Annotated in this window: 19 protein-coding genes; 9 read left to right on the top strand and 10 right to left on the bottom strand. The window is 59.4% G+C overall.

From position 1 onward, the window contains the following. Positions 1-2 precede the first annotated feature (2 nt). Together BLS48_RS00095 and BLS48_RS00090 are read right to left on the bottom strand one after the other, a co-directional pair. Positions 3-1,439: a polysaccharide biosynthesis/export family protein gene (locus BLS48_RS00095; RefSeq protein ID WP_091574511.1), complete on the bottom strand. Its 1,437-nt coding sequence runs from the start codon at positions 1,437-1,439 to the stop codon at positions 3-5. A 13-nt stretch (positions 1,440-1,452) separates the two neighbouring features. Beyond that, complete coding sequence (locus BLS48_RS00090; protein ID WP_091574509.1) at positions 1,453-2,319, bottom strand: glycosyltransferase family 2 protein; 867 nt, start codon at positions 2,317-2,319, stop codon at positions 1,453-1,455. Between the two features lie 324 nt (positions 2,320-2,643). Between BLS48_RS00090 and BLS48_RS00085 the strand changes: the two genes are divergently transcribed. From BLS48_RS00085 to BLS48_RS00070, 4 genes are all read left to right on the top strand, one after another. Beyond that, positions 2,644-3,927 (top strand): glycosyltransferase, encoded by a 1,284-nt coding sequence (locus tag BLS48_RS00085; protein WP_091574508.1) that lies wholly within the window; start codon positions 2,644-2,646, stop codon positions 3,925-3,927. Between the two features lie 233 nt (positions 3,928-4,160). Continuing rightward, entirely contained in the window at positions 4,161-5,144 is a 984-nt protein-coding gene (locus tag BLS48_RS00080; RefSeq protein WP_167364885.1) for a class I SAM-dependent methyltransferase, read from the top strand. A gap of 23 nt (positions 5,145-5,167) precedes the next feature. Continuing rightward, on the top strand, positions 5,168-6,127 hold the full coding sequence (locus tag BLS48_RS00075) for a glycosyltransferase family 2 protein (RefSeq protein ID WP_091574505.1): 960 nt from the start codon (positions 5,168-5,170) through the stop codon (positions 6,125-6,127). Between the two features lie 39 nt (positions 6,128-6,166). Further along, positions 6,167-7,156 (top strand): DUF707 domain-containing protein, encoded by a 990-nt coding sequence (locus BLS48_RS00070; protein ID WP_091574503.1) that lies wholly within the window; start codon positions 6,167-6,169, stop codon positions 7,154-7,156. On the opposite strand, the gene BLS48_RS00065 is transcribed toward BLS48_RS00070, so the two are convergent. The 4 genes from BLS48_RS00065 to rfbF are packed head-to-tail and all read right to left on the bottom strand — an operon-like array spanning position 7,143 to position 11,451. Then, positions 7,143-8,357, bottom strand: a complete 1,215-nt coding sequence (locus BLS48_RS00065; protein ID WP_091574501.1) for a class I SAM-dependent methyltransferase — start codon at positions 8,355-8,357, stop codon at positions 7,143-7,145. The two genes, BLS48_RS00070 and BLS48_RS00065, sit on opposite strands and share 14 nt — an antisense overlap. A 2-nt stretch (positions 8,358-8,359) precedes the next feature. Beyond that, the gene (locus BLS48_RS00060; RefSeq protein WP_244529469.1) at positions 8,360-9,613 is read right to left on the bottom strand and encodes a class I SAM-dependent methyltransferase; all 1,254 of its coding nucleotides are present in this window, start codon (positions 9,611-9,613) and stop codon (positions 8,360-8,362) included. Between the two features lie 20 nt (positions 9,614-9,633). After that, the gene (locus BLS48_RS00055; RefSeq protein WP_091574500.1) at positions 9,634-10,677 is read right to left on the bottom strand and encodes an NAD-dependent epimerase/dehydratase family protein; all 1,044 of its coding nucleotides are present in this window, start codon (positions 10,675-10,677) and stop codon (positions 9,634-9,636) included. A gap of 3 nt (positions 10,678-10,680) precedes the next feature. Next, positions 10,681-11,451: a glucose-1-phosphate cytidylyltransferase gene (rfbF, locus tag BLS48_RS00050; RefSeq protein ID WP_091574498.1), complete on the bottom strand. Its 771-nt coding sequence runs from the start codon at positions 11,449-11,451 to the stop codon at positions 10,681-10,683. An 85-nt stretch (positions 11,452-11,536) separates the two neighbouring features. On the opposite strand from rfbF, the gene BLS48_RS00045 reads away from it, so the two are divergent. From BLS48_RS00045 to BLS48_RS00035, 3 genes are all read left to right on the top strand, one after another. Further along, complete coding sequence (locus BLS48_RS00045; RefSeq protein ID WP_091574497.1) at positions 11,537-12,361, top strand: PIG-L deacetylase family protein; 825 nt, start codon at positions 11,537-11,539, stop codon at positions 12,359-12,361. A gap of 186 nt (positions 12,362-12,547) precedes the next feature. Then, a complete protein-coding gene (locus BLS48_RS00040) occupies positions 12,548-13,261 on the top strand; it encodes an FkbM family methyltransferase (protein WP_244529497.1) in 714 nt (237 codons plus the stop codon). Between the two features lie 10 nt (positions 13,262-13,271). After that, positions 13,272-15,353, top strand: a complete 2,082-nt coding sequence (locus BLS48_RS00035; protein ID WP_091574495.1) for an oxidoreductase — start codon at positions 13,272-13,274, stop codon at positions 15,351-15,353. Here BLS48_RS00035 and BLS48_RS00030 read toward each other — a convergent pair. Genes BLS48_RS00030 through BLS48_RS00020 form a run of 3 tightly spaced genes read right to left on the bottom strand, consistent with a single transcriptional unit; the run spans position 15,266 to position 19,529 of the window. Next, entirely contained in the window at positions 15,266-16,630 is a 1,365-nt protein-coding gene (locus BLS48_RS00030) for a glycosyltransferase family 4 protein (protein ID WP_091574494.1), read from the bottom strand. The genes BLS48_RS00035 and BLS48_RS00030 overlap by 88 nt on opposite strands. Next, on the bottom strand, positions 16,627-18,075 hold the full coding sequence (locus tag BLS48_RS00025) for a lipopolysaccharide biosynthesis protein (protein ID WP_091574492.1): 1,449 nt from the start codon (positions 18,073-18,075) through the stop codon (positions 16,627-16,629). The genes BLS48_RS00030 and BLS48_RS00025 overlap by 4 nt, the downstream gene beginning before the upstream one ends. Next, positions 18,072-19,529, bottom strand: a complete 1,458-nt coding sequence (locus BLS48_RS00020) for a DUF4214 domain-containing protein (RefSeq protein WP_091574490.1) — start codon at positions 19,527-19,529, stop codon at positions 18,072-18,074. The genes BLS48_RS00025 and BLS48_RS00020 overlap by 4 nt, the downstream gene beginning before the upstream one ends. 422 nt (positions 19,530-19,951) lie before the next feature. Here BLS48_RS00020 and BLS48_RS00015 point away from each other — a divergent pair, with 422 nt between their 5' ends. Beyond that, the gene (locus BLS48_RS00015) at positions 19,952-21,082 is read left to right on the top strand and encodes a glycosyltransferase family 4 protein (protein WP_091574489.1); all 1,131 of its coding nucleotides are present in this window, start codon (positions 19,952-19,954) and stop codon (positions 21,080-21,082) included. A 170-nt stretch (positions 21,083-21,252) separates the two neighbouring features. Here the strand turns inward: BLS48_RS00015 and BLS48_RS34730 are convergent, their stop codons facing one another. Beyond that, positions 21,253-21,486 (bottom strand): DUF6894 family protein, encoded by a 234-nt coding sequence (locus BLS48_RS34730; protein WP_143019357.1) that lies wholly within the window; start codon positions 21,484-21,486, stop codon positions 21,253-21,255. Positions 21,487-21,910: 424 nt separating this feature from the next. On the opposite strand from BLS48_RS34730, the gene BLS48_RS00010 reads away from it, so the two are divergent. Next, entirely contained in the window at positions 21,911-23,431 is a 1,521-nt protein-coding gene (locus BLS48_RS00010) for a phosphomannomutase/phosphoglucomutase (RefSeq protein ID WP_091574487.1), read from the top strand. Positions 23,432-23,440 lie beyond the last annotated feature (9 nt).

Raw genomic sequence — 23,440 nt, 5'->3', positions numbered from 1 at the left:
AGTTACGGAATGGCCACGGAATCGCTGGCGGCATCTGCCTGACGCGCCACTCCGGAAGCCTGTTTCCGTCCGGCTGATATCGCGCCCAGCACGCCGGTTTCATCCGGCGTCAGCGGTATGTCGATCTTTACGGTATCTCCTGGCTCGACAGCGCTCGTTTCGGTCGCTGGAATCTGCTCTGTCGTGCCATCGGCCAGGGACCGGAAAATCGTGTAGACCGGCGTGGCCAGGCCCGATTCTGCCTCGCGTGCCCGAAGATTTGGAGCGGAGACCTCAGAATCGTACAATAGACGCTGGGTCGTCTCGGTCTTGCTCTTCAGGGCATCGAGTTCAGCCTGTACTTGACGCAAGTCGTTGGTGACCTCGTTTCGCCGTCCGTCCTGAAGTTCGATAATCGAGATGTCTGTCTTGCTTATCTCCTGCCGCCCCCGTAGCAGGCTGGTTTCCGCCGACAATTTTTCACTCTGCGTTTGCGCAAGAGTTCTTTCAAGCGCGAATTCACGCGGCGCCACCGCGAGCCCTTTGCCCACGAGCGCCGAAACGTTGTTCAACTCTTTTTGGATAGACTCGATCTGCTTGTCGAGGAAGACGAGTTGCTCCCCGAGCGAGCCCAGCTCTTTGTCGAGGAACTCGCGCAAGCTCTGAAGCGCTTTGATTTGGGTATCCATTCCCTCGCTTCGAGCCTGGAAGATCAAACGCTCCTGCGTCATGGTCATGGCAACGGCGTCTTCCTGGACGCGTGAGGTGATCTCGGGCGGGAACTCGACTGCGCTTGCATGAGAAAGTTCCGCTTCGAGCCGCGCCCTGCGGGCGAGCAGGCTGACCTCATTCAGCCGAAGCAGACTTATGTCCCCTCGACTCTGGATCGCTTCGCGTTCGAACCTTGCGTCCTTGTCTTCCCGCGTTCGCAATCCGCCGGCAAGACTCAATGCCTGCAATACCGTCAGCCCTGGCCGGAATGCGAACTCACCCGATTGTGTCACTTTGCCAACGACGTAAAACGGTCGGAACTGGACGATCTCCACTGCGATGTTTGGTGATCTCGCCAAGCCGACGTTTTTCATCAAGCGCTCGCCGATCGAGTCCGCAATCTCGTTGGTCGTCAGGCCGCCGGCTTCAATCTCGCCGACCAGCGGCAGCGACACCGAGCCATCCGGACCAACGGTATATGTATCATTCAGGGCGTCCCAGGCGAAGATCGTGTCGCGAGAGGGGCGCCACTCGTAGACCTTGACGCGGAGCTTGTCTTGCGGCCCGAGCAGATATTCCTTCGCGCCGGCAGACGAAGCACCCAAAATGCAGGCCAATGACAGTCCTGCTGATACCACGACATGCAGGAGGCGCGTGGAGGGGCGCCGATTGGACGGGTTGTCCGGGGATCTGCTCCGGCGAATTGGGCAGATGCCATTGTCGATCGAAAGAGACGGGTCTTTGAGCATCTTTGCCTCTATCCTAGATTTCCAGAATGTATTCTGGCTCCACCCGGCCTCTTGCGACATGTGAGAGGGCCAAGAGATTGCCGCGCAGGCGACCTCTTCTATCGACGTAGGATTCCGGCCACAAACTGCGCGCGAGATTGGCAAGAATGTTCTTGCCGACCAGTCTCAATGCGAAGGTCAATGGAACGGTACCTTTGCGGATCAGGTAGATAGGGTTCGCCACCTGGGAATAGCCGAAGCGCACGCCGCTGACGCGACCGCTCTTGACGCCGAGATGAACCCCACGGATCGAGTGCAAGGCCACAACTCGCCCTTTGGCTCTCAGTTGGCTGGTGAAGTCGACGTCTTCCTGCCACCCATAGAGTACGAGGCGTTCATCAAAGCGCAGGTCACCGATGAATGCCACCCTTATGGACATGTTGCACCCGTAGCCGCAAAGCCTGTCCACACCCCCCGTTTCAGCCGCGGGCCCCGCCTCTCGAAGCACCTGGACACCTTCATTCCATGTAAGCCCGGCCGTGGTCGCTCCATCCTTCAGCACCTGTCCCGTCACGACAGCCCAGTCCGGCTGCCGCTCGAACGCCGTCGATACACCGGCGAGATACGTGTCTTCAGGAACGAAGTCGTCGTCGAAGAAAGTGACGATGTCGAAGCGGTCGCCCGCGACGTCGAGGGCGATGTTTCGTTGCGCCGGCAGGCCCGTCCTTCCGAACACGGTCGATATGGGAAAAGTGGAGGCGATGCCGCCCGGAACATGCTCTGCGTCGGGGGCCGAGATTATGACCGCGTCCGGCAGTCTGGTCTGATGCTCGAGCCGGGCGAGAAGCCGGGTCACGTGTTCAGGGCGACCGAACGTTGCAATGACGACCGCCACTTTCATCGACAATAATACTCCGCACGGGCCAATGGAGACAAAACCGATTTTCGGACTGTCTTTGAGGAAGCATCCTAGTCCGTCGCCTCCGCAGCTACAGCATGCGCATAAGGTTAGCTTCAACGTATGCTTAGACCCATCGAACTAGGACGCGTAGTCCGTTGGAATATCATCAGCCCTTGGCGAAGGAGGAACTTAGCCCGATAGGCAGCTTGTTTGGGCTGGATAGACGACACACACTTCCAGAAGCCCGGCGAAAAAGTAGTTCCGAATGGTGCGCTGCGGGAAGGACATGATATGCGTCACGTGCGACAGGCAAAATCGACCACGATGGAAGGCCTTGCCGCGAAAGATGCGTGTTCCACGAGCAAGGCGCAATTCCCAGCCATCGACCGCAACGCCCGCATCGCGGTAGTGCACGACTGGTGTCCGAATTTTCGAGGCGGAGAGCGGGTCCTGGCTCGAATCTGCAAGATTTTTCCGAGAGCCGAGGTCTTCACGTTATTCGACTTTCTACCAAAAGAAGTCAAAGACGAGTATTTCAAACATGTCGTTTTTCACGTGTCCCCGATAAATCGCCTGCCGTTCGTGCAAAAATACTACCGCTCTCTCTTCTTTCTCTGCCCATTCATGATCGAGCAGTTCGATGTAACGGGATATGACGCGGTAATCTCCTCCTCAGCCGCCTTTTCCAGAGGGGTCTTGACCCGACCGGATCAGCCGCACCTTTGCTACGTGCACAGTCCGGTGCGATATGCCTGGGACGAACAGTTCTCTTACCTGCAGCAGGGCGGATTGGGATTTGGGCCGAAGGGCCTGGCCTTTCGTTATCTGCTTCACAACCTGCGCACATGGGACACCCGAACTGCGCACGGTCCAGATTTGATGCTGGCAAATTCGAACTACGTGCGTTCCCGGATCCAGCGGATCTACGGCCGCGACGCGCGCGTGGTCCACCCGCCAGTGGCTATCCAGGAACTCGAATACGTTGCCAACAAGGAAGACTACTACGTAACGGCGGCGTTCCATGCGCCTTACAAGCGTACGGACCTGATCATCGAGGCGTTCAGCAAGACGCCGTCGCGGCGCTTGGTCGTCGTGGGCGACGACGTACAGTCAAAGCATCTCAGGTCGATTGCCGGTCCCAACATCATCTTCACCGGCTATCTGCCGCGGCACGATTACATCGAGAGGATCGCGAATGCGCGGGCGATGGTTTTTGCCGGATGCGAGGATTTCGGAATCTCGTTGGCCGAGGCGCAGGCATGTGGCACCCCGCTGATCGCTTTCGGCCGTGGGGGCGCCCGCGACATCGTTCGTCCACTTGGCCAAAGCAGTCATCCGACCGGTGTCCTGTTCAGCCGCCAGACAATCGACTCCATCGCGGATGCAATTGATATATTTGAAGAAAACAGGGCGTCGATTGCACCCAACGCCTGCCGGATGAATGCGCAGAGGTTTTCCGAGGAGAGGTTCGACCTTGCGATATTCGATGCTCTCGGCCTTGCTCAGTCCATCCAGTCTGCTCGCGAAATGGGGCACAACGAATTCCTCGAGGCGGAGACTTCGGCACGCGGCATATCCGGTTCTCTTGCCGAGCCGGCCTTGCCATGAATTCGGTTGACCCGCACACGGTCAGGAATGGCCACGCGCTTAGGCCGGCGGCGTGCCCATGCTGCTCGGCATCGGTTGGTCGATCGATCTATCGCGTCGCATCCGTCCCGGTACACAGCTGCGTCCTGCTGAACACGGCCGACGAAGCCCGCGCCTTTCCGCGTCGCGACCTGGAACTCGCATTCTGCGAAGCATGCGGGTTCATATTCAACAAGATCTTTGACGAAAAGGTCATGGTCTATTCGACCAATTTCGAGGAATCCCAGCATTTCTCCGGGACGTTCAACAGCTTCGCAAAGGAGCTTGCACATGAGATTGCACAGAAATGTGAGATTTCCGGTAAGCGGGTGCTCGAGATTGGCTGCGGCAAGGGGGAGTTTCTCCGCGAACTTTGTGTGGCCGGCAACGCCTTGGGACTGGGCATCGATCCGGGCTATCGAGTCGACAAAGGGCGCAATGAAGACGACAGCCGGGTAGAATTCATCGTCGATTTCTTCGGGCCGGATTACCGCCACCTCGAAGCGGATGCAGTCCTGTGCCGCCATACGCTCGAACACATAAGTTCAGTCGCCACTTTCGTGAGGCTGATCCGCGAGATGGTTGGCGAACGAACCGAAGATTGGGTGTTTTTCGAAACGCCGGACGCAAAGCGCGTTTTGGCCGAGAGCGCGTTCTGGGACATATACTACGAGCATTGTTCCTACTTCAGTCCCGGCGCACACGCCCGGCTGTTCCGCCAGGAAGGCTTCGACGTCACCGATCTGGAACTCGTCTACGACAACCAGTACATCGTCCAGTATGCCCGGCCGTCCGTTGGCCAGACCGGGCCGAGACTGCCACTCGAGCGCGACCTGGAAGAAATGCACCGATTGGCACAAACGTTTCCTGTCCGCGTGAGGGCTTGCCAGCATCTGTGGCAGGAGCGCATCCGGTCGGCGCACGCCGCCGGCCGCCGGATAGTCCTGTGGGGCGGCGGTTCAAAGGCTGTGTCGTTCCTGACGACATTGCAGCTTGGGGACGAGGTATCGGCGGCAGTCGACATCAACCCCTACAAGCAAGGCAAGTTTACGCCTGGAACCGGCCATCCGGTGATTGCGCCCGCTGACCTCGTGCAAGATCCGCCCGACCTCGTCATCGTCATGAACCCGATATACCGAAACGAAGTGATGCAGGCCCTGGAAGCGCTAGACCTGCGACCCGAAGTCGTCTCGGTCTGATCGTCGTCAAGAAGAACCTGAAGATGGAACACTCCACGCTGCCGCAAGTATCCCTTGGTCTGCCCGTCTACAACGGTCAGAATTTCGTCGCCGAGGCGATCCGGTCGATCCTAGAACAGGACTTCGATGATTTTGAATTGGTCATCACCGACAATGCTTCGACGGACCGGACCGCCGACATATGCCAGGAGTTCGCGCGGCTCGACCGGCGCATCCGCTATGTCAGGAACGAACGAAATTTGGGCGCTGCCGCCAATTTCAATCTGGCTTTCACATTGAGCAGGGGCAAATACTTCAAGTGGTGCGCGCACGACGACGTATTGGGCGCCGGCTTTCTCACGCACTGCGTTCGTGCGCTCGACGATGACTTCCGTCACGTCATCGCCTATCCGCGCCTGCTGGGAATCGACGAAAACGGACAGCCGACACAGTATGTCGAGAGAGTGCTACCGGATCTGGGAGGGACATCACCCGCTTTACGATTCCGGGTGATGGTTGCGGCGCACGGGTGGGATGCGGCCATGTTTGGGCTTTGGCGGCAGGACGCTTTGGTCCAGACGACATTGCATGAGCCCTACTACGGGTCCGATTGCGCGCTTCTGGCCGAGATGGCCCTGCTGGGGACGTTCGTTCAAGCCCCCGATGCGATCTTGTACAGCCGTGACCATCCTACGCGCTCGGTGCGACTGCCGAGCTCGGAGCGACTGGCCTGGCAAAATCCAGATGGCTCCGCGGCGAACGCCTTTGAATTGTCGAGACGGGTAAGGCACCTCGTCGCGATTGTCTATCGGCACCGTCGGATCGTGCCGCTAGGACGGACCCTGTTTCACTTGCTTGCCTGGGTCCTTGATCCGTTGCTCGTTGCGAGACTGTTCCTCGAAGCTGTGGGCGTCGTCTCCCCGCAGCTTCGCAGCAAGCTGCGCGGCGCCGGCCTTGGAGCGTTGAAACGCATCCATGCCGTCTCGGATCGATCTCCCGGCTAGAGCAGGCGACATGTGCCGGGAGCCACTGGGAGCCTTTGAATGAACCCTCGTCTGGTGGCGCCCGCCGCTGCGGTAGTCCCGGCCCCCCGCCAATTGCCGAAGGGCTCGGGCACGAGAAATTTGGTGATCGTACGGGCAGGGCGCGGCTCTTTGCATGCCGGCTGGGTCATGGGCACGGGCAAAGCCGATTTCGATCTTCTCGTCGCCGCCTATGAGGCCGGCGTTCCCCAAGGCCAGAACGAATTGAGCGTATTTCTGCCGGGGCGCAAGATCGCCGGATATCATGCCTTGTTTCAATGCTACCCGGAAATCCTGACGAAGTATGATTTCATTGCTTTGATTGATGATGACATCGAAACTGACAAGAATTGTATTAACCGGCTTTTTGAAATAGGTAGAAAGTATAACCTTGATTTGTTTCAGCCATCTTTATCGTCGGACAGTTACTTTTCCTATGCAGCGACATTGGCGGGCGGTAAGCGGTATGTGCTGCGCTACACCAACACTGTCGAAATGATGTGCCCAGTATTCAGCGCAAGGTGCTTGCGATCGGCACTGGTCCTGTTCGGGTTAGGCTACGAGACCGGAATAGATCTTCTTTGGACCCGCCTGAATGATACCCCCTGGCTTCGGTACGCGATCGTCGACGACGTCGTCGTAAGGCACACGCGGCCGATAGGGACAACAAAAACCCTGCAGGGCTTCCGCGCCAACGAACGTTACGATACGCAGGTCGATGCAGTGTTGAAGAGATTTGGCGCCGAGTTTCGCGGATTCGTAACCTATGCAGCCGTCAACCGGGGCGGGCAAGTCGTCGGCTCCCGCTTTCTTATCGGGCTCAATTCCCTGTTGCTTTTGCGGGGGCTGTTCAAGACACCGCTCAAATGGACCGAGTTCGTGCGGCGGGCGACCGACTACACGCGACATTGCTGGCTGAGGCCGATCAACCTGCAAAGGATCGACGTCGACGGGGCCGAAAAGCTTGGCATGCAGCCGCGCCGTCCGGGTCGTCCGGTCATGCCACGATGATCTCCGGTGCGAGGCCGAGCCTGTCGGCAGCCTGGGCGACCTCGTCCCGATAGAGAGGGTTCATCACGATGATCGACCGCAAGGGCCTGCCGCGCAGGCACTCCGGCCCGATCACGGGTGTCCCTGACCCCGGAGCGAAGCGCCCCTGCTTGTGCGGGTTGACGTCGACCAGCGCGCTTATCCGCGCTCCCTCGGGAACGACATTGACGAAGGTGATGCCCTTCGATCCCGCACCCCAGACGACCGTTTGCTCCGGATTCCGTTTTGACAGATAGTCGCGCCACCAGGTGACTTTGTCGCGATAGGTTCGGTCGAAGCGGCGGACCAGCTCATCTACATTCTCGGATTTCGAGAGATCGACCGCCATCGGGGTCTCGAGAGGTCTTGCTTCGATGAAGAGGTACTGGTCGCCGTACGATGCTCCTTCGTTCAGCACTTCGAAGCCAGAGGTCTCCATGGCTACACGCAGTGAATGCGGTGTAAAGTAGGACACGTGCTCGTAGATCAGATCCCAGATACCCATGTCGCGCAGCGTATAGAGGGCATTGGGCACTTCGATGTAGAAGACCGTGTTCGATCCAACACCTGGATGGGAACGAAGCCCTTCCAGGAAGGCAACTGGGTTGGCTATGTGTTCCAGGACGTGGCGGCAGGAAACGAAGTCGGGGCTGACGTCTGGATAGGCATCGCCGAACCAGTCGTTTATGAATTCCACGCCGGCGATTTTCTCGCCACGATTGTCTTCGTAGCTCCTATCGAATCCAATGCCCCTGGCGCCGCTGGTCGAGCAAAGCCGCTTGAGGAAGTCGCCCTTGCCGCAGCCGATGTCCACGGCCAGTTTTCCGTCGAGCGCGTATGCGACGGACAGGCGATCCGCGAGGTCTTCCACGAAGGTCACGAAACGTGGCGAGAAGTGCAGGGAATTCTCGTAATCTGGAGTGTAGCCGATCCGGTCGTCTTCAAACGCCGCGTTGAAAAAATGTTCGCAAGTGCGACAGAAGGCGAGGGTGAACTGGCCGGTCTGTGCGGCGACGGCCGAGCCTGCGTCAGCGTGTAGCGAGTTGCACGACACGGGCAAGGCTTCGAAGGAGACGGAATGCAGCAAGTCCCGCTGCGCGCAGACCGGACAGTCGGTGCGAAGGTGCATGGCGTCCGTCGCCGATCCACCGGCTGCGTCGCGGGCCGCGCTTTGTTCTCCCATGGTCACACGATCCGAGGGGTCGGCACCGGGACGATGAACTTGCCGCCCCGGGCTCGATATTCCGACTGTTGCGCCATTATCTCATCGATGAAGTTCCAGGCCAGGACGAGAACATAGTCCGGCTGCGCCTCCAGCAACGCTTCGGTGGGACGGATGGGAATTCTCTGGCCTGGCATGCACTTGCCCTGCTTATGGGTATTGCGGTCGACGACGAAATCGATGAGGTCGCGTCCGATGCCGACGGTATTGATGAGGGTGGCTCCCTTTGCCGCCGCTCCATAGGCCGCGATCGTGGCGCCATCGGCTTTCAGCCGTCGCAGCAGCCCGGAAAGCTCGACCTTCAACTTGTCGACCGTTGTGGAAAAATCGCGATAGTAATCGATGGCGTCGATACCGCGCGATTTTTCGTGTTCGAGCTGATCTAGCACGCTCGCTCCGACGCGCTCCAGCTTCTCGACATAGAGGCGCAAAGAGCCTCCATGGATCGCCAGGTGTTTTATCTCATTGAGATAGAGGCAGTGCCTGCGGAACAGCTTGTCCAATGCCGTCACCGAAAAATAACACAGATGTTCGTGGTAGATCGTGTCGAATTCGCAATGCTCGATCATCGGCTCGACATAAGGCGCCTCGATCACCGCGACGCCGTCGTCCTTGAGCAGCCGCGCAACGCCGGCGACAAACCCATTGGTGTCGGCCACGTGCGCAAGCACGTTGTTTGCGTGAATGACGTCGGCCTGTACACCTTCATTGCGAAGGGTCTCGGCCAGTTCGCGGGTGAAGAAGGCGAGATGCGTCGGTACGCCGATCTTGCCGGCGGCGGCGGCTGGCCCATCGGCTGGATCGATGCCCAGCACCTGAATACCCGCCTCGACATAGTTCTTCAGCAGGTAGCCGTCATTGCTCGCCAGTTCGATGACGAAGCTGTCGGCCTTCAATCCTCGGCGTTCGATCAGATCGAGCACGTTGTCTCGCGAGTGTCGCAGCAATGCCTGCGAGAACGACGAATAATAGGGATAGGCGTCGGCAAACAGGATCCTCGGGTTCACGGTCTCGGTGATCTGCACCAGGCTGCAATCACGGCAGAAGGCGACATTGAGGGGAAAGGCCGGCTCTTGCTCGCCATTGTCGGAGGCCGACGTGAGCCGATCGGCAAGAGGCGTCCTGCCGAGCTTCAGGAACGTGTCGATGTGACTTCCGCCACAGGACCGGCAGGTATGCTCGGTGACGGATGCTGTGCCAGCGATCATCATGGTCATGGGTCCCACCCTTGATTTGGTTAAACCGCCATCGCCAATTGCGGCATGCGACGCAGGTCGCCGTCCAGCTCGCCGTCACGGATCAACTTCTGAACATGGGCGATGCGCTTGAAGCGTTCGCCCTCGAAGTCTTCCAGCGTCAGGCTCGCGGCGCGGAACGTGTCGTAGAGTTGCTCGATGCCGCGCCGCGCCGTCCATTGCGGTTTGAACCCGTGCAACCGGCGCCCGATATAGGAACAGTCGACGCGATAGCACCGCTTGTCGGGCCCCGCGTCTGGGGCGAATTCCACACGGCTGCCGGGAACGATGGCCTGCACCAGGGCCGCGATCTCACGGATCTGATAGTTTTCCGTGGTCAAGCCAACATTGAATGCCTCGTTGTGGACGAGATCCCGGTCGGCTTCGAGAACGGCGATGTAAGCGAGCGCAATGTCCTCGACATGGACGATCGGGCGCCATGGCGACCCGTCGCTTTTGAGGTAGACGAGACCGGTCGTGTAGGCCCAGGCGGTCAGGTTGTTGACCACGAGGTCGAAGCGGATGCGAGGTGATAGGCCATAGGCGGTGGAGGCGCGCAGGAATGTCGGGCTGAACGTTTGGTCCGCCATCGGCGAGACCGCGCGCTCCACATTCGCCTTCGATACGCCGTAGGGCGTAACCGGGTTGAAAGAGGCATCTTCGGCCAGGAAGCTGTCGCCGGCGGCGCCGTAGTTGCTGCAGGATGACGCGTAGAGGAAGCGCTTCACGCTGGCCGCCTTGGCGAGTTGCGCCAACCTTACCGATGCGTTGCAGTTGATTTCCTCGGTAAGATGCGGTCGATAGTCTCCCAACGGATCGTTCGAAAGCCCGGCGAGGTGGATGATCGCATCAAAGCCGCCGATATCGTCGGCCTCGATGTCGCGAATGTCCTTTTCAATCGTCGCCGTGTTGGCCAGCGTGCCGACGAAGGTGCAGGAGCGGAAGATGTCGCTGTCGAGACCCGTGACGTTATGACCGCGCTCTAGCAGCATCGGTGTGAGGACGGAGCCAATATAGCCAAGGTGACCTGTAACCAGAACTTTCATCGATCAATCCCATGTTTTCCAAGGTGCGTTGCCGCCGTCCCACAGTTTCTGAAGCAGATGCTTTTCCCGGATGGTGTCCATGCATTGCCAAAAAGATTCGTGGCGAAAGGCCATCAACTGGCCGTCGGTCGCGAGCCGCTGCATGGGAGCATGCTCGAACATGACGTCGTCTCCGTCGATGTAGTCCTTGATGCCCGGTTCGAGCACGAAGAAGGCGCCATTGATCCAGCCCTCTGACGCCTGCGGCTTTTCCGTGAAGTCGACGACGCGATGGCCGTCGAACTCGATGTGCCCGTAGCGGGCTGGCGGCCGCACGGCCGTCATGGTCGCGAGCTTGCCATGCGATCTATGGAAGGCGATCAGCTCGTCGAGATTTACATCCGACACGCCGTCACCCCAGGTGAGCATCACGGTCTCGTCGCCCATCCACTCGATCAGCCGTTTTATGCGGCCGCCGGTGAGCGTATTCAGTCCTGTCTCGACGAGATCGACGGACCAGTCTGGCAGCGAATTGGAGTGGCGCTTGACGCTTCCCGATCCGGCATTGACGGTCAAACTGCCGTCGAAGGCAACATAGTCACTGAACCAGCGCTTGATGTATTCGCCCTTGTATCCCAAGGCGATCGCAAACTCGCGATGGCCGTAGGCGTAGTAGTGCATCATTATATGCCATAGAATCGGCTTGGCTCCGATCTCGACCATTGGCTTTGGCCTGATTTCGGTCTCTTCCGCCAGACGCGTACCCAATCCGCCAGCTAGAATTCCCACCTTCATTATTTCACACCCCTGCCCCTATGGTTTTGCTAGCATGCGTTTGTCGGGTTGAACCAGACCGAAGAAGGGATGATGGGAAGTATGGATGCGTGACTTCAGGCATACGATTGGCGCTATGCTCGATAGGGCGATGCTTAAGGGGTCTCATCCATTCGATGTAGCGGACTGGCGGGCGTCAGCGGTCATCATTGCACCGCACCCCGATGATGAGACGTTGGGGTGCGGAGGCGTCGCCAGCAAGAAACTCAGCTCTGGCGCCGACGTCCGATTTGTCTTCGTTACCGACGGGTCGGCGTCTCATTCGGATCGGGTTGACCCGGAGTCATTGCGGATTGCTCGGGAAGGTGAAGCAGTCGAGGCCGTTCGTCGGTTGGGTGGGTCGGCCGACCGCGTGACGTTCCTGCGTGTTCCGGACGGCACGGCGAGGGACCATGTCGGAGCGATCGCAAACGCGATCGCTCCGCTGCTTGATGCATGGCGACCGCAGAGCGTGTTCGTCACACACGCGCAAGAACCACCGTCCGATCACGTTGCCGCCAATCTCGGCGCCAGGGAGGCGCTGCGGATTTATGGCCGGCGCGTGACCTTGTTCGAATATCCCGTCTGGTATTGGTACCAGTGGCCTTGGGTTAGCCTGCGCGGCGACGTGCCCGGACTCGGTCGCGCCGCACTGCGCCAAACGCTCCGGACCCTTGCGGGTCTGCGTGGCGTCAGGACGTTCAACTGCATCGCCTATGTCGGTGACGTGATGGATGTAAAACGCCACGCGCTGGCGGCGCACCGATCCCAGGTCGAGCGGCCGGCGGGACTCGATGATTGGCCTGTGCTGGCGGATATAGGTGGAGGCGACTTCGTAAAGCGGCTGCTGGGCGACCATGAAATGTTCACTCGATACGAACTCAACGCGTGAACATCGGCTTGTCTCGTTCAAACGCGATCCTGCGGACGTTGTGGAGGGCACCGCCAGAAGTATGACCCGGGCAACGGATGTATGACTCGAACGCGGCCATTCATTCTGCCATGTTCGGGTTCCTGGGTGCATTCGTGGAGAATGGTCTTGAGACTGGCGACGAAGATTCACGATGCCTTGTCCGGCATGCCGACAATTGCCGAGGGAGAAGCCGCAGGCCTGAAGATATTTTCGCGGGGCGCGGATCCCGATTTTGCCAGGGGGACGTACGAGCTTCCCGTGCAGGAGACGATTGCATCGCACCTGTCGGCAGGTGACGTGTTCTACGATATCGGCGCCAACATCGGTTTCTTTTCGCTGATCGCCGCGCGACGGGTCGGCCCGGACGGCCAAGTCTATGCCTACGAGCCGGTCCCTCGCAATGCCTCTGCAATCGAACGCAGCCGTGATGCCAACGGATTGGGCTGGCTTCACGTTTTCGCAGATGCAGTCGGCTCGAAGACCGGGCACGCCGAGTTGCTGCTGGCTCGCCATCTCGGAGGTGCGACGCTCGCCACCGTATCCATGCCACCGGACATGAACGGACGCCTCGAGGTCAGGATGACCACGATCGATGCGTCCATCGCCGAACACGGTCTCAGACCGCCGAGCCTGGTCAAGGTCGATGTCGAAGGCGCGGAAATGGATGTTTTTCGTGGGATGGTGGCGACGTTGAACACGCATCGCCCGAAGATAATCTGCGAGATAGATGACGCGACCAAGGCGGGCGCCGATCGAAAGGCACGTGAGATTACCGACTTCCTGGCCTCTGTCGGGTACATCACATCACCCTTGCCTCTGGCATACGCCAATGACGGCTGGCAGGTTTCGCATCTGCTAGCCCAGCCGATGACGATGTGAGGGTATCTTCTTGCAACGTCATGACTGGTTGGAGCCGGGGGAAGAAGTCAAGACCGACCACGCCCTGCCGGAGGTGATAGTCGTCGACAATTTTGAGGACAACCGCGCGCGCGGCACGGTGATCGGGACCCACGCAACGAAGGGGGGCGTCAGGCGGGGATGCGACATCGAGCGGCAGGTTGCGATCGATCACGGCGCCTTGCGGTTTCAACCACTTGTCAGACCGGGCTGGGGCCGGCAAGGAATTGCGTACGGTCCGTTTCAGCGGGAAGCCGGCCTGGTGCTGCTGGTCTCGGTAACCAACGGACACAACACTTCGCAGGGGTCACCGCTGCCTGACGACATCGCCAGGCGCTTTTACCGTTGGCTTCGGGGGCCTGGGATCGATCCGTGGCCCAGCCGTATGATTGCCTTGATACGTTCGCCGCGAAAGAGGCTCACCCTGCGTCGGTTTTGTTGGTGGGCACTTAGCACGTCCAGGACCTACCGAGGCCCGAACATCAACGAGAATTTGGCTGTCGGCTGGTTCCGCAGCGAAGCCCCGGTCAATCCGCTCGAAGACGGCTGCGGCATTGTTGTTCACGCCGCCGAAGGTGAAAACGGCGAGCTTTGGGCCCGTGTCGGAAACCGTTGCCTGAGCGCGTTTCGGCGCCTAAAGAACGTCCATATCTACTATGTCGTCGCATTGCGGGAACAGGGCGCCATCTATTATGCGGCGGCCGACCAAAACGCGGTCGGCGTTGCGGCATTCCCGATGATGCGTCCGATCGCGATCGATCCCTTCAACAAGGACGAAGAGCTCTTTGCAGGTGTTCATCAAGCCGCACTTGGGCAGATCGGGTTTCGGGTCGATACACGCGTCCAGGCGATTCAAATCGGCAGGATACCGGATTTCTCCACAGAGTTCGGACTCGCCCACGCCGCCGATGCACGCGACGTTGGAGTGCCGGGACAGTCCGCCGTAATCGGTGGCCGTTGGCGCGGCTTGCGAGACGGTGGCGCGAATATCTCCATCGTCGATCCCGGTCGCCCTTCGGGGCTGATCCATGGATTGGTCCGGACCGATGGAGTCTCGGGCGAATGCGGTCTTGTGTGGCGGTTTCGCGACGCCGACAATTTCTGGCTGCTGAAACTTTCGGCGCTCGGGTGCAGTCTCGTCAGCAAGCAATCCGGCGAAGAAATTACGATCGCGAAGAGTTCAGAGTTCGCCTTGCGAGAGGGCTGCAGCCATTCGGTCCAGATTCTGGACTGGGATGGCCAGGTGAACTGCTTTCTGGACGGGGCTCGACTTTTCGAAGCGAACCCCGGTGTCGAATCCGTGGAGAATGCCAGCGGGGTAGGTATCTGGAAAAGCGTCGGCAGCGAGCTCCGGTGGCATAGCTTCGAGGCTCATCCGGACGAGGTTCCCATCCCATTCGTGACGCCTCTGGAGAAGCATTGCTACCAACTCGGAAGACGACTGTCCTACGCCGACGATTTTGCCGGTTTTGCCGGCGAACTCGAAAACCGCGCGACGGAATTCGGAAATGGACGATGGGCAAGGACGCTCGGCAGAGGAATCATCGACGTCGACGGACGGGGCAGCGCCCGCGTGCGTGCGAGCGTAGACAAACCGAACCCTGGCCGGACATTCTATTCGTTGCCATGGGATTTGCCACAATTCGGCGATCTCGAGGTTACGATTGAGCCCCCGGGGGAGTGTCGGGGACAAGATCAGCGTGGCCGTGCGGGATTGCTGTTCTGGCAAGACAAGGACAACTACGTTTGTGTCACGACCTGGTTGGACGACGTCTATCCCGGCGCTTCGATTTCGGTGTTTATCAAGCGGCTCGGCTTTGAGGAACTTTACGATGCGATCTGGACCAATGTGGCCGACAAGGTCGTGTGGGGAAAACCGTTTCGTATGCGCGTGACATTCGACGGCAATCGATTTGCGATCATGATCGATGATGAGTATGTGATGCAGCGCGCGCTGACCGACGTGTACCCCGATGACCCTCCACTTCAAATCTTGCGGGTCGGACTTGCCGTCAACTGGGAGTGGGGGGATGACACGGGTTCGGTCTTCACATCGTTCAAGGCTCGCCGCTGAACGAAAGATGAGTTTCTCCGTCCGAGTTGTGGACGTCGGATAGCGATGGCTCTGGCGTACAGATCCTGGGTCGATTCAGCGATTTTGTCCCATCCATAGCGATCGGCGATCTGTGCGGCCCCCCGGCTCCCCAACTTCGCTGCTCCAGCGGGGTTTCCAAGAAGGTCGATGATTTGAGCTGCCAGGGCTTCCGGGTCATTCTTCTTCACCAGAACCCCACCGCCGGTCGATTCCACGATCTCCGTCATCCCACCGACGCGAGTTGCCAGGACAGGGGTGCCGTTCGAAAGCGACTCGATCAGGCTCATCCCAAAGGATTCGCTCAAGGAAGGATTTACGACCAGCGATGCCGAGGCGTATCGCTCGGCCAAAACTTGGTAAGGCAGCGTGCCAACGAAACTGACGGTGGACGCGATTGCCTGAGGTATCATGGCGCGCAACGCTGTTTCATATGAACCGAGATACGCGCTGCCACCTTTGTAGAAGCGGGAGAGATCGCGAACTTCACGGTCTGTGCTGAGGTCGATCAGGAATTCCCGAGGAAGCGTTGCCGCGGGACCAACGATATCGAGGCGGGCCTCGGGACAGGCCGAAACAACTGTCTCCCAGGCTTCGATCAGCGTGTGGAGGCCTTTTTCGGGCGACACTCGGCCCACGAATAGTACCTTTCCCGGAATTCGCGAAGCGGCGCCGATTTTATGACTCGTCGGCGCTCCGTTCGGCAGCACGGCAAAAGCGGTGTCCATTTCGGCAAACCGGCCGCGCGCGACAGCTACGACGTGCTCGGAGCATCCGACGGCGAGATCGGTGGCGGCGAGCGCTCGTTTCATCGCACCGCGATCGAGTTCCCCAAGCCAGTCACAATGCATATGCAAAAGGATTGCCGCATTCGGCGCCGCCCATCGAACGGCCGGCACGTATTGAGGGAAATTCTGGACGTGGACGATGTCGGGCGAGACGCGCCGTATGGTCCGCATGGCCTGGGCAAGAAAGTCGAACGCATACACACTTTGCGCGACCAGCGGCGACCGCGGGTTGACATGTCCCCAGAGACGGGACGCCGTGGCCCAGGCACGTGCAGGCACGCATCTCGGCAGTTCGAAGCGCATGCCGTCGATTTCCATTCGGGCCGGCATGCCTCGCAAGCGCCGAGCTATTATGGTCGTGTCGCAGTCGGCGCCCAGCCGCTTCGCGACCTCGTAGGTCCAAATGCCGATAGAATTCTGGATCGGGGGAGTGACCGTGTCAAAGGGTTGACTTAGGATGACGACCTTCATCGAGCCCTCAACCCGATTACAAAATTGCGTGCGTTAAGCAGGTCGGGACGCACCAGCACAAAGGAAGCAGCGGCATAAACTGCTGCGCCTATCAGGATGCCGCCGCCCAGAACGAGGCTCGGCGGGGCGCTCGCAGGGGCGCCCCGCAGCCATGCGCTGACGACCGCGAACATCAAAGTCGACGCCAGGGCAAGCCTGGGGAAGATCACCAGCGGCCTCAAGACGTCAATGTGGGCGATTCTCTGAATCTGGACGAGGAAGATTGGCAGGAGCACGACGTTGCTGGCCACGAGGCCGGCAATGGCCCATCCGAAGCTCACCTGCACTCCACCCGCTATCAAGACAATAGCCAGGACCGTATAGATCATATTCAGCTTGAGCAGCAGGCCCGAGCGACCGAGTGCCAGAATGGTGTATGCGCAGATGCCGTCAACCGTGCGCTGGATTCCCAAGACCATCAGGATCTGCACGGCCACCACGCCAACCGACCAATGTTGGCCGAAGATGAATGGAACGGCGACGGGCGCGATAGCGGCGAAACCGAAGAAGGCTGGAAAACCTATGATGCCGGCGACGCGAACTGTGGTGTTGAAAAAGCTGTTTATCTTGTCTGGCTGAGCCTGGATGCGGGACACTGTCGGCATTGTGATGGCCATGAGCGGCCAAAGCAAGAACTCCACCAGAAGGTCTAGAGGCCGACGCGCAAGTGCGTAGATGCCCACCGCGCTCGGGCCGAGGAACGCGCCAAGCACTATCTTGGGAAGTTCATCGTTGCCGAGGTTCCATAGAGTTTGCAGAACAAGAGGACCTGCAAATCCGAACAGTTCCCGGACGCGGGCGTAGGAAAATCTGAAACCTGGCTTCCAGGAACTGCCAAAGAGGATGACCGTGGTTTCGATCGTGGCCTTTGTGAGCTGCATCCAAATTAGGCTCCAGACGCCAAAACCTGCAATGGCCATTCCCACGCCAAGGGTGCCGCCGCACACGGAGCCCGTGAGCGTGCGTACGGCGAAGAGTCGAAAGCTCAGCTCCCGCTTGAGGAGGGCCGCGGGAACTACATTAAACGCCTGGATCGCAACGATGGCGCTGGTCCACCTCACCAGCGCCTCCAACTGAGGCTGGTCGAACGCCGCTGCGATGGTACCGGCGGATATCCAGATAGCGGCACTGATCGTGACGCCTGTTGCAACAAGGAGCCAGAAGGCCGAATCGAGATGAATGGGATCGATTTCCGCGCGTTGGATGATGGCGTCGGGCAGGCCTCGCGTCACCGGGGCGGCCAGAATATTGGGCACCACCATGGCGAGTGCGGCGAGGCCGAATGCCTCCGGGCCGAGATGACGCGCCAGCACCACGAATACGGCGAACATAGAGACCTGTCGGCCCCACGTTTCGGCAGCTGCCCAAAAAGCGCCGCTGGCGATCTGTTTGCCGAAGACGCTCATTGAACCGCCTGCTTGGGATCGTTGGAAAACAAGATGGTGTGCCTGGAGCGAAACTCATACGAGTTGATCAATTCCGCCATGATTTGTTCGCCGCTCGTCTCGCCGTTGTTCAGTTTCGAGACATAGGTGGAAAGCCCGTTATTATCCGGCTCCCGTCCCAGCAGAAGCCGGTAGAGAATGGTCACGTACTCCGCATTTCCAAGCCCAGCCGGCAGACTGTCGGTCTTGAATTCGACGGAGTTCAGCATCTGCATCAGCGTCGGAACGATCGATGGATCCTTCTTCATCGCGACGACCGCGCTCCACTGCTCGCTCGGAGACGGCATGCGACGCAAGACCAGGCAGTATGCATATGCAACCTGGTTGGCGTGGTTGAAGACCGACTTGTCGAACGCATCGAGGAAACAGGGGTGAGTTGCGTCGGCGGCGGCAGGAGAGGGCGCCGACGTCTGGTCTGGAAGCTGGGAGCTCGCCGTCGAAACCGTCAGCGAAACGGGATCTGCATTCCCGCCCGCAATAATCTGCTTTACAGCATCATAGGCTGGCTTTTGCCCGCTCGGCGTCCATAGTCCGTCGTCGCGCTTCTTCAGCCGGACGAGACCCATGAAGGCCTCGTAGCTCGGCGCCCAGTAGGGCTCGTCGAGGAGTTCGTAGACATGGGCAGCCTGCACTCCATAGAGAGATTGATATTTGCGCAGGAGCGTCATCGTCTCGACCAAACCTTCGGCCTGCTGCTTCTCTCCTCGTTGGCTGCCGCCGCTGTAGTTGAACTCCGTCAGCCAGATCGGTTTGCCGAACGTCGCCAGGAACTTGAATGCCTCCTCCGGGTCACCCTCATAGAGATGCCAGGCCGAAATATCCCATCTGATGCCGTCCTGCCGCATGCGGGTGAATGCCGCGCGATGACCCCAGCCCGCCGTTCCCATCGCTTTCCCTATGGTCGGATCCACCGCGATGGTTGCGTCTGACAGGCCGCGCAGCACTGCGCTCACCTTGACCCAGCGCGGGCTGAAATAGTCGGATGTCGCTATGCCGCCGGCCGGCCCCCAGGAGCAGTTGTACTGCGCTCCGTCGTCCTGGATCTCGCAGGGCAACAAGATGGCATAGTTCTCCATCTCGTTGCCCAATTCCCAAACAGTAATGTCATCCTTGAAGCGCGATACGAGCGTCTCAGCTAGACTGTAGGCTTGGGCATAAAGTTCATCGACGGTTCCATGGTCCAGGTCCAGGTCGGGCGTTATCACCGGCAGGATTTGTATGCCACGTTCCTTACCCGCCTTGACCAACTCGGCAAGTTTGGCGACGCTGTCGACACCGGAAATGTTGACACGATAAGACTTCATGCCGAGGTCGCGGATGTAGTCGAGCTGCTGTTCGATTGAGATCCCGCGATATGCGTTGAAGGGATGACCATTCACACCCCACAGGAGATCCGCGGCTGATGAGCCGGTCATGGCACAGAGACACGCCAGCGATAACCATAGACGTCTGGCTCCGGCGACCGGATGCCCAGCGGTTCTCGGCGCCAATGTATTGGCAAGCTTCCACATCAGCAAAATACCGCCAGTCCGACGCTGGATATCACGCGCTTCACCCCATTCACCGTTTTCCGACAGGACAAGCGGTCAAAGTGATCCGAGGCTGCTATCCGATGCAGTCTATCACTGTGACGCCGGAGGCAACTTAACATATTGGATGTAAGCGGGTCCCGCTGCGCCACCCCTTTGGATGAGCCAGAGGCGAAGCTCTGTGGTCGAGAAGGCCGGTGACGTCCCAAAGGGCAAGATGACCGCGCTGGATTGGTGATCCAAAATGCCACAATTCAGACAAGGCGCGGCGGACTGACGAAACGCTGTCGCTTGGACGTGATTGACCGATGACACGACACTGGACGATCAACGGCCGTTTCCTCGCACAGCCGATCACCGGGGTTCAGCGATATGCACGAGAGATAGTCTCGGCTATGGATGCCTTGGTGGCTGACAACGCCGCCCTGGCTCGCGATTTGTCCGTTGAATTGCTGGTTCCGCCAGATTTCGAGGACAAGTTGTCCTTTGCAGCGATCCGAGTGCGCAGGGTAGGCAGCTTTGGAGGGCACGCTTGGGAACAGGCGGTGCTTCCCGCCTATGTCCGAGGCGGTCTGCTCAGCCTCTGCAATAGCGGGCCGCTGGCCACCCGCAAGCAGATTTTGTGCATTCATGACGTCAACACGCGAGCATGCCCGCAGAGCTATTCGTCGCAGTTTCGCCTTCTCTACCGCACCTTGATTCCGGCCTTGGGCAGGACAGCTCACAAGATCACCACCGTATCCCGCTATTCTGCTAATGAATTAAGACGTTACGGAATATGTCCGGCGGCGAAGATTGAAGTCGTAGGCAATGGGCATGAGCACGCGCTGCGCTGGATCCCGGCTCACACAGAGCATACCAAAGCAGTTTCCGGCCCTCGTACGATCGTTGTCCTAGGCAGCTCCATTCCCCACAAGAATGTTGGTTTGATCCTCGGATTACAGGATCGGCTAGCATCGGCTGGACTGCGGGTGGCGGTAGTGGGTGCATCCACTTCCCGTGTCTTCGGCAGGAACGACTATAAGGATGCGCCAAACGTCATCTGGCTAGGAAGAAGGTCGGACGCAGAACTCGGGGCACTTCTGCGCGATTCTCTGTGCCTTGCCTTCCCCTCGCTGGTTGAGGGCTTCGGCCTGCCGCCGCTCGAAGCCATGGCAATCGGATGTCCGGTGGTCATGTCCGACCGAACCAGTTTGCCGGAGATCGGCGGGGATGCCGTACTTTATGCATCACCTGAAAATGCGGACGCCTGGTTCGAATGTTTTATGCGCCTGCTGCATGAGGACGGACTAAGAACCGAATTGATACTACGTGGCCGCAAGCGAGCGGCTCAATTTCAGTGGGCCGCATCGGCTCAGCGGTATCTGGAATTGATGGGAAATGCGGATGGTCTGCCCATAGCTGCCAACGAAAAGGCAGATGGAGCGTCATCTTGGTAGCCCGTCGGAGATGTCGAAAACGGATGGTACGGTTGTTCGTTGTCAAACCGCAAGCAGGTCAACGAGTTGAAGTGAGCGCCGACCCGACGGCAGTTTATGGGGACTAGGTGGTGAGATGTCCCGACCGGCTTGACCGAAAATGCCTGAGGCTAATCGGCAGATGAGAAGCGTCAAAAAACCGTCACGGAGCAGTCAATATTTGCTTCCATGATTGGTCGGCGGCCTTCGTCGGATACGAGGACCGAGAGTCTACTCTGCAGACCGCCCTGAACCCCATCCTGCGCCAGGGCGACCAGCATTTTTACCGCATCGACTCGAGCTTCACGCGCACCAGCATATTGGGTGCCTTCTGTGTCGTGAGAACGGTGACCGCCATCTTGGATATCAAAAAAATACAGTGGCATTTGGGAGAGCCCGGCCTCGGTAAAAAACCTTTGTGACAGCACGATCTGCGTGTTGGCTGGGAAGTCATTAAGGCATTTGCCTGTGGGATTCCAGCAACCTCGGATAGCTGCTGACAGGGCGTTGTGGAGAACCCTTTTAGGACTCGATCACAAATTATAAACGGGATTATTGGTCCGTTACCCATCTAAAGCCGCAACCTATGGACCATGACCATACGGCGTCAGATTGGTGTTCAGTGGAAAGGACACGGCGTTTCCAGGAGACGGCCAGCACCCTTCGACTTTTGCGCAATGGGGCGCGCCAAATTCGCAACAGTCTGCCAAAGTACAAGGACCACCCAAACGGATAAATGTGGCTTGAACACTTGTGTGTTAAGCTGCAATCCCGACCAATATTCCTCCAGCTGCTCGGAGTTTTCCAGTCTTGACCCCCAGGATCGTTGGCGAGGCCCGACCCAACAGCTTCGAATTCGAAACGTCGGCGCTGATCAAGGCGTCCGGCTTTCGCGAATACGATGCGCGCTGGTGGTTCGGCCATCCTGGCTCGACGCAGCCGCCGGAGCTTAATCTGATCGGCGTCCAGGCGCTCGGCATGGGGCTCGGCACGCTGATTCGCCGTCTCGGCGCCGGGCCCGATATCGTCACCGGGCATGATTTCCGCTCCTATTCGCTTTCGATCAAGCTGGCGCTGGTCTGCGGGCTGATGGCCGCCGGCGCGCGGGTGAGGGATGTCGGCCTGGCTTTGTCGCCGATGGCCTACTTCGCCCAGTTCGCCCTCGACACGCCTTCGGTCGCCATGGTCACGGCCTCGCACAACGAGAATGGCTGGACCGGTGTCAAGATGGGCGCGGCGCGGCCGCTGACCTTCGGCCCCGAGGAGATGAGCGCGCTGAAGGCGATCGTGCTGTCAGGCGATTTCGACCTTGCCGGTGGTGGCTCCTATGATTTCGTCCGCGATTTTCGCGCGACCTATCTCGACGATCTGACCCGGGACAAGCGCATCGCGCGAAAGCTGAAGGTGGTCGCCGCCTGCGGCAACGGCACCGCTGGCGCCTTTGCGCCGGAGGCACTGGAGCGCATCGGCTGCGAAGTGGTCCCGCTCGATGTCGAACTCGACCACACCTTTCCCCGCTACAACCCCAACCCCGAGGACATGCAGATGCTGCATGCCATCAGGGACAAGGTGCTGGAGACCGGGGCCGATGTCGGCCTTGGTTTCGATGGCGACGGCGACCGCTGCGGTGTCGTCGACAATGAGGGCAACGAGATCTTCGCCGACAAGGTCGGCGTCATGCTCGCACGCGACATCTCCAGCCAGCTTCCGGGCTCGACCTTCGTCGTCGACGTCAAGTCGACCGGGCTGTTCAACACCGACAGCGTGCTGCGTGCCAATGGCGCCGTCACCGACTATTGGAAGACCGGCCACTCCTACATCAAGCGCCGCGTCGCCGAGCTCGGCGCCGTCGCCGGTTTCGAGAAGTCCGGCCATTTCTTCTTCAACCCGCCGATCGGGCGCGGCTATGACGACGGGTTGGTCACCGCCATCGCCATCTGCCAGATGCTGGATCGCAACCCGGGCAGCTCGATGGCCGACCTCTACCGCGCGCTGCCGCTGACCTTCGGTACGCCGACGATGTCGCCGCATTGCGCGGACGATGTGAAGTATGGCGTGGTCGAGCGGGTGGTTTCCGATTTTCAGGCGATGAAGCGGGATGGCGCCAGTTTCGCCGGCCAGAAGATATCGGACCTCGTCACCGTCAACGGCGTGCGTGTCGTCGCCGAGGATGGCACCTGGGGGCTGGTGCGCGCCTCGTCGAACAAGCCGGAGCTTGTCGTGGTCGTCGAAAGCCCGGTTTCATCAGAGCGTCGCCGGCAGATGTTCGATGCCGTCGACGCCGTGCTGCGCCGCAGCCCGGAAGTCGGCGCCTACAACCAGACTTTCTGACGAAAGGTT

This window comes from Mesorhizobium qingshengii, assembly GCF_900103325.1.
Lineage (GTDB): Bacteria > Pseudomonadota > Alphaproteobacteria > Rhizobiales > Rhizobiaceae > Mesorhizobium > Mesorhizobium qingshengii.
The sequence above is the reverse complement of the archived record's forward strand: the minus strand, read 5'-3'. Positions and strand labels throughout refer to the sequence as shown.

Bases quoted from the DNA above. Each gene is read 5' to 3' on its own strand.
- BLS48_RS00095 (WP_091574511.1), bottom strand. From the start codon at position 1,439: ATGCTCAAAGACCCGTCTCTTTCGATCGACAATGGCATCTGCCCAATT.
- BLS48_RS00090 (WP_091574509.1), bottom strand. From the start codon at position 2,319: ATGAAAGTGGCGGTCGTCATTGCAACGTTCGGTCGCCCTGAACACGTG.
- BLS48_RS00085 (WP_091574508.1), top strand. From the start codon at position 2,644: ATGGAAGGCCTTGCCGCGAAAGATGCGTGTTCCACGAGCAAGGCGCAA.
- BLS48_RS00080 (WP_167364885.1), top strand. From the start codon at position 4,161: ATGGTCTATTCGACCAATTTCGAGGAATCCCAGCATTTCTCCGGGACG.
- BLS48_RS00075 (WP_091574505.1), top strand. From the start codon at position 5,168: ATGGAACACTCCACGCTGCCGCAAGTATCCCTTGGTCTGCCCGTCTAC.
- BLS48_RS00070 (WP_091574503.1), top strand. From the start codon at position 6,167: ATGAACCCTCGTCTGGTGGCGCCCGCCGCTGCGGTAGTCCCGGCCCCC.
- BLS48_RS00065 (WP_091574501.1), bottom strand. From the start codon at position 8,357: ATGGGAGAACAAAGCGCGGCCCGCGACGCAGCCGGTGGATCGGCGACG.
- BLS48_RS00060 (WP_244529469.1), bottom strand. From the start codon at position 9,613: ATGACCATGATGATCGCTGGCACAGCATCCGTCACCGAGCATACCTGC.
- BLS48_RS00055 (WP_091574500.1), bottom strand. From the start codon at position 10,677: ATGAAAGTTCTGGTTACAGGTCACCTTGGCTATATTGGCTCCGTCCTC.
- rfbF (WP_091574498.1), bottom strand. From the start codon at position 11,451: ATGAAGGTGGGAATTCTAGCTGGCGGATTGGGTACGCGTCTGGCGGAA.
- BLS48_RS00045 (WP_091574497.1), top strand. From the start codon at position 11,537: ATGCGTGACTTCAGGCATACGATTGGCGCTATGCTCGATAGGGCGATG.
- BLS48_RS00040 (WP_244529497.1), top strand. From the start codon at position 12,548: ATGCCGACAATTGCCGAGGGAGAAGCCGCAGGCCTGAAGATATTTTCG.
- BLS48_RS00030 (WP_091574494.1), bottom strand. From the start codon at position 16,630: ATGAAGGTCGTCATCCTAAGTCAACCCTTTGACACGGTCACTCCCCCG.
- BLS48_RS00025 (WP_091574492.1), bottom strand. From the start codon at position 18,075: ATGAGCGTCTTCGGCAAACAGATCGCCAGCGGCGCTTTTTGGGCAGCT.
- BLS48_RS00020 (WP_091574490.1), bottom strand. From the start codon at position 19,529: ATGACCGGCTCATCAGCCGCGGATCTCCTGTGGGGTGTGAATGGTCAT.
- BLS48_RS00015 (WP_091574489.1), top strand. From the start codon at position 19,952: ATGACACGACACTGGACGATCAACGGCCGTTTCCTCGCACAGCCGATC.
- BLS48_RS34730 (WP_143019357.1), bottom strand. From the start codon at position 21,486: ATGCCACTGTATTTTTTTGATATCCAAGATGGCGGTCACCGTTCTCAC.